The sequence below is a fragment of the Pedobacter sp. 01N416 genome, from assembly GCF_056399685.1.
The window spans coordinates 1-5,690 of record NZ_JBFTRT010000309.1; the positions used below are offsets into that span (position 1 = coordinate 1).

Sequence of the window (5,690 nt, forward strand, 5' to 3'; positions counted from 1 at the left end):
AGGTTATCCCAAACACTTTGACTAAATGTTTCTGCCTTAATTATGGTAAATAGCGAGGTAAAGGGTAAAACTACAATTCCAATGCCTGCAACAATGAGCCAGCCACCGATTTTTGGAGCATCTTTTATTTCATCAAGGTCAAACGGTCTTTTTCGGGTATAGATAAATACGCACACACCCATCATTATGATGAAAACAAATACGCTTAAAGTTACCATCCAGTAATTTAAATCCGATTCATTTTCTGTCTCATAGTCATTACCCCAATATAAACTGTAGCTCAGTTTGTCCATTATATTGCTTCTATCTTTAATGTATTGCTTGGTATCGGCACCCGAAATTTCATCGGTTAAGTTTTGATAGCTATAATTTATTGTTAAAGTATCTGATTCGCTTTTCTGTGTGTAATTAAATTTATAGCTAGATCGATCAATACTAAATTTATTATCTTTTAGATCCCAATTATCTGGGAAAATGATTTTTAGTTTTTGATTGATATTGCATGGATAAACAAGATCCATCGGTACGTCACGCGATTTTTTGAGTTTTCTTAAATCATTGCTAATCAGATCGCCATAAAAATAGATGTCAAATCTATTAGAAAGCGAGTCGTCTCTTACCCAAATGTTGTCAATCTCATAATTTTCAGTTAAATARACAATGTTGTTAGTCTCATCATCTTTAACAGTTATGTTTTTTACGGTTTGTATACCAGGGTATAATTTTGCATAATAACTTAAATAATCCTTTTCTAGTTTATCTGTCCCATCACTATTTAAATCTGCCCTGATTTGATCGGCACAATTGTGTGTGTAGACCGTTTTAATTTGGAGGGTCGCTTTTTTACCCTGGATTGTATCCGGTACATTAAAAATTGAAGTGGCATCAATTTTTCCCTTAGGATTACTTTTAACCTCTTCAAGTTTGTCGTTGCCAGATTTTATTACCAGAACACTTGCAGAATAAGGGAAATAATTTTCTGTTATAGGTCCACGCTGATCAGACATGGTTGCATCAATCCAGATTTTTTTATTCTTGAATTCAACTAATACCACAACATGGTCAAATGCACCTGTTGAGGGTAACCTTTCTTTTGTTTTATTCTTTAGATAGGTGTTTATATACACGGGATAGGCTTGTATACCTATATTTTTTAACAGGTAAACGAGTAAAAGCGACTTGTCTTTACAGTCGCCGTAGCGTTGTCTTAAAACTTTTTCGGGAGAATTTGGGCGATGGGAATACTGTCCCATCTCTACCCCCATATACCTGATCTCGTCTTGTACAAACCGGGTAGCAAGTTGTAAATATTGTTCTGGATTGTTGTTTGATTTAGCTTTTAGCTCCTTAACCTTAGCATTGAGGATGGCTGAACTTTTTAAGTCGTAAGTGTTTAAACGGACAGACCAATCTACTATGTCTTTCCAGCTGTGGTATTCACTGATTTGAACCCGGCCGTAAGGGTTGTACCAATCGGGTTCATAGTCGTAACTGGTGAAAGTTTTAGATACCTGGCTTTGCCATTGGTATATTTTTAAATCACCCGTCTCCGTAGTTTTTATAGGAGGAACAAAGTTAAAGTTTTTGAGTTTTATATCGCGTTTCTTATTAAAAAGCAGGCTAGCATAAACATTTGAAATTTGACTTCCACCTTCAAAATAAATGATGTTACTGTAGCGCGAATCGAAAACCGGATTTTTTCCTGTAATGGTGTACGAAAAGTCAATTCTATCTCCTTTCCGAACATCATCTAAAATCAAATAAGCATTAAATGTTCCGCTATAAATAAATTTATTGAGCTCTTTCTCATTCTGGATAATTTTGAAATTACTGGCGTTAAGTTTATCAATAGGTTTGTTATCTCTCCAGATAATTATCTTATGAAAAACAAGTTTCTGGTAAGATGGATCAAATGTAACCGATATTTCAGAGCCATTTTGTACACCTGTATCTGAAATAATCTCACGGATATCATGCTCGTATTCTTCGGATGTTTCTATATTGGTTTGTTGCTCATAAAGAAATAAATACCAGCCATCCTGAACATCCCTTGCTGCCGGCCGTTTATCAACAGTTTTTACTTTTTGTAGCCACTGTGGCTCAGTTTTGGAAATGAAAAAATTATTTTTTTGAGCAAAAGATATATTGATCCAAAAAGCTAAAACAAGTAGAATAAGTTTTTTGAGAGCGTTTTTATTTAGCATATTATTAATTAATAGTTTATTTAAATGCGTTTAATCCGGTTACATCCATTCCGGTGATCAGTAAATGTATATCATGTGTACCCTCGTAAGTTACTACCGATTCTAAGTTCATCATGTGGCGCATAATCGAATATTCTCCGGTAATTCCCATTCCGCCAAGCATTTGGCGGGCATTACGGGCGATGTCCAATGCAATTTCTACACTGTTTCTTTTAGCCATCGATATTTGTTCTGCAGAAGCCCTGTTTTCACTTTTTAATACGCCCAAACGCCAAACCAACAGCTGCCCTTTGGTAATTTCGGTCACCATTTCGGCCAGTTTCTTTTGCTGTAACTGGAAACCACCAATGGGTTTTCCAAACTGTACACGCTCTTTTGAGTAACGCAAAGCGGTATCATAACAGTCCATAGCTGCACCCAAAGCTCCCCAGGCAATGCCATAACGTGCTTGATTTAAACAACCCAATGGACCTTTTAATCCGCTGATTTCGGGAAAAATATTCTCTTTTGGCACTTTAACGTTATCGAAAACAAGTTCGCCTGTAGCTGAAGCACGTAAACTCCATTTGTTGTGTGTTTCAGGGGTAGAAAAACCTTCCATTCCGCGTTCCACAACTAATCCTCTTATTTTTCCAGATTCGTCTTTTGCCCAAACTACTGCAATATCGGCAAATGGTGCATTGCTGATCCACATTTTGGCACCGTTTAAAATGTAGTGGCTTCCTGCGTCTTTGATATTGGTTACCATTCCGCCAGGGTTAGAGCCGTGATCAGGTTCTGTTAATCCAAAACAGCCCATCATTTCGCCACTCRCCAGTTTTGGTRGGTATTTTTTACGTTGTTCTTCAGTACCATAAGCATAAATAGGATACATCACCAACGAACCTTGCACAGAGGCTGTAGAACGGATACCAGAATCACCGCGTTCAATTTCCTGCATCAAAATCCCATAAGCGGTATAATCTAAACCAGCACCACCATATTCAACCGGGATAGTTGGTCCGAAAGCACCAATATCAGCCAAACCTTTAATTAGGTGTTTTGGAAATTCTGCTTTTTGCGCATAATCTTCAATAATCGGACTTACTTCTTTTTTTACCCAATCTCTGGCCGTTGCACGAATTAATTTATGCTCATCGGTTAACAATTCGTCCAATAAATAATAGTCTGGTGCCTCATAAAGGTCCTTTTTTGCTGATTTGCTCATGTAATTTCGTGTTATCTGGTTAAGAAATCGCGTTCATTTCAAAGGTAACAATTTACGGCAATGGGCATTATATTCATGAATAAAAATTTAATTTTGCAGCTTACAGAACATACATGAGCCATTTTAAACAAACCGTAGCCTTAAAAGATGTTAAATGCTTTGCCCTACATGGTTATTACCCGGAAGAGCAACTTATTGGAAATCATTTTGTTGTAGATTTAGTAACAGAATTTACCCCGCAGGGTTTTGATGATGAACTGGCACAGACGGTTAATTATGAGGATCTGAATCACATCATCATGGAAGAAATGAAACACACTCAAAAGCTTTTAGAAACGGTATTAAAGAATATCATTTCGAAAGTTATCGAATTGTATCCTTTTGTTGAAATGGTTAATGTGAGTATGAAAAAACTAAATCCACCTATGCCCGGTCAAATTGGGCATTCTTTTGTTAAATTATCTTATACATCAGCAAAATAAAATGAATTTTACGAAGATCAATCCCGAAATTTTAGCAGAAATTAAGGCTGCAATAGGAGCAGATAAAGTTTTTACTGATGTAGAAAGTTTAGATAATTACAGTCACGATGAAACGGAAGACTTGCGTTATCAGCCCGAAATTGTGGTGAAACCAACTTCTCCAGAAGAAGTCTCCGCTTTACTTAAGATCTGTAACGCTCATCATGTTCCGGTAACACCGCGTGGTGGTGGTACGGGTTTAAGCGGTGCCGCCCTGCCGATTTATGGTGGTGTTTCTTTATCAATGGAAAAGTTTAAAGCTATCTTAGATATTGATACCGAAAACTTACAGGCAACTGTTGAACCGGGTGTAATTACCGAAGAATTCATCAATGCTGTGGCCGAAAAAGGACTTCTTTACCCAGTTGATCCAAGTAGCAAAGGATCTTGCTTTATTGGTGGCAATGTAGCCCATGGTTCTGGTGGACCAAGAGTAGTGAAGTATGGAACGATACGTGAATACATTCTCAATCTCGAAGTGGTTTTGCCAAACGGCGATATCATTTGGACAGGTGCAAATACTTTGAAATATGCATCAGGTTATAATTTAACCCAGCTAATGATCGGTTCGGAAGGTACCTTGGCCGTGGTAACCAAAATCGTTACCAAATTATTGCCTAAACCTAGTCAATCGGTTTTAATGATGGGCTCTTTTAGCACGAATGAAGATGCCTGCGCAGCGGTTTCTGCAATTTTTAGGGCAGGGGTAACACCATCGGCTTTAGAGTTTATKGAGCGAAAAGGTGTGGAATGGGTAATTAAATTTGATGATATTAAGTTCGATTTAAAAGATGATGTTGCTGCGTTATTGATGATTGAGTTTGATGGAGATGATTTGGATGATATTTTTAAAAACTGCGAGAAAACCAATGTTGTTTTAGAAGCGCATCACTGTACAGAAGTTTTGTTCGCAGATACTGCTTCTCAAAAAGAAGAACTGTGGCGGATGAGAAGAACGATGGCCGAATCAGTAAAATCCAATTCCGTATACAAAGAAGAAGATACCGTTGTTCCGCGTGCGGCTTTACCTAAATTAATCAATGGTATCAAAGAAATTGGTGCTAAATACGGTTTCGAAAGTGTTTGTTATGGTCATGCCGGTGATGGAAATCTGCACGTAAACATCATTAAAGCTGGAATGAGCGATGAAGACTGGAAAAACAAACTCAAATTTGGTATTGCCGAAATATTCGAATTAACAGCTGCTTTAGGTGGCACATTATCTGGTGAACATGGAATTGGTTTGGTGCAAAAAGAGTTTATGCCGATCAAGTATTCTGAAATTAATCTTAATTTAATGCGGGGTATTAAAAAAGTTTTCGATCCGAAGGGAATATTAAACCCTGGCAAAATTATGCCTGATTAATTTTACTCGTCACCCTGAACTTGTTTCAGGGTCTTAATGGTAACAAGTATATAGATGCTGAAACAAGTTCAGCATGACGAGTATTTTATTGTTCTAACTGTTCAAAACCCAGCATTTTTTGCTTTTCCTCTTCTGGGATAGCAGTTGGTTTACTCGTGGCATAATCAACCGCAATRCAAACCGTTTTTCCTTTACTGCAGATGATCTCYTCTGTTCCTTTTATCTTAACGATCTGGTATTCCAGATCGAAACTTGTAGTGCCAATCCTCGATGTTTTTACATGAATAGCAATTTTATCGTTCATTACAATTGGTAAAATGTAATCTAGTTCAGCATGGGCAATTACGATTCCGGTTTTCTTCCAGTCCCATTTTATAATTTCTTCCCAATAC

At 37.3% G+C, this 5,690-nt stretch carries 5 protein-coding genes; 2 read left to right on the top strand and 3 right to left on the bottom strand.

What is annotated here, in order from left to right:
- On the bottom strand, positions 1-2,204 hold a 2,204-nt coding region (locus tag AC1DND_RS16945; protein WP_477583373.1), incomplete at its 3' end, for a DUF3857 domain-containing transglutaminase family protein.
- A gap of 16 nt (positions 2,205-2,220) precedes the next feature.
- Complete coding sequence (locus AC1DND_RS16950) at positions 2,221-3,411, bottom strand: acyl-CoA dehydrogenase family protein (RefSeq protein ID WP_477583374.1); 1,191 nt, start codon at positions 3,409-3,411, stop codon at positions 2,221-2,223.
- Positions 3,412-3,524: 113 nt separating this feature from the next.
- Between AC1DND_RS16950 and folB the strand changes: the two genes are divergently transcribed.
- On the top strand, positions 3,525-3,893 hold the full coding sequence (gene folB / locus AC1DND_RS16955; RefSeq protein WP_477583375.1) for a dihydroneopterin aldolase: 369 nt from the start codon (positions 3,525-3,527) through the stop codon (positions 3,891-3,893).
- A 1-nt stretch (position 3,894) separates the two neighbouring features.
- On the top strand, positions 3,895-5,298 hold the full coding sequence (locus tag AC1DND_RS16960; protein ID WP_477583377.1) for an FAD-binding oxidoreductase: 1,404 nt from the start codon (positions 3,895-3,897) through the stop codon (positions 5,296-5,298).
- An 85-nt stretch (positions 5,299-5,383) separates the two neighbouring features.
- Here AC1DND_RS16960 and AC1DND_RS16965 read toward each other — a convergent pair.
- On the bottom strand, positions 5,384-5,690 hold a 307-nt coding region (locus tag AC1DND_RS16965; RefSeq protein ID WP_477583379.1), incomplete at its 5' end, for an acyl-CoA thioesterase.

Coding starts and splice junctions, on each gene's coding strand:
- folB (WP_477583375.1), top strand. CDS start 3,525: ATGAGCCATTTTAAACAAACCGTAGCCTTAAAAGATGTTAAATGCTTT.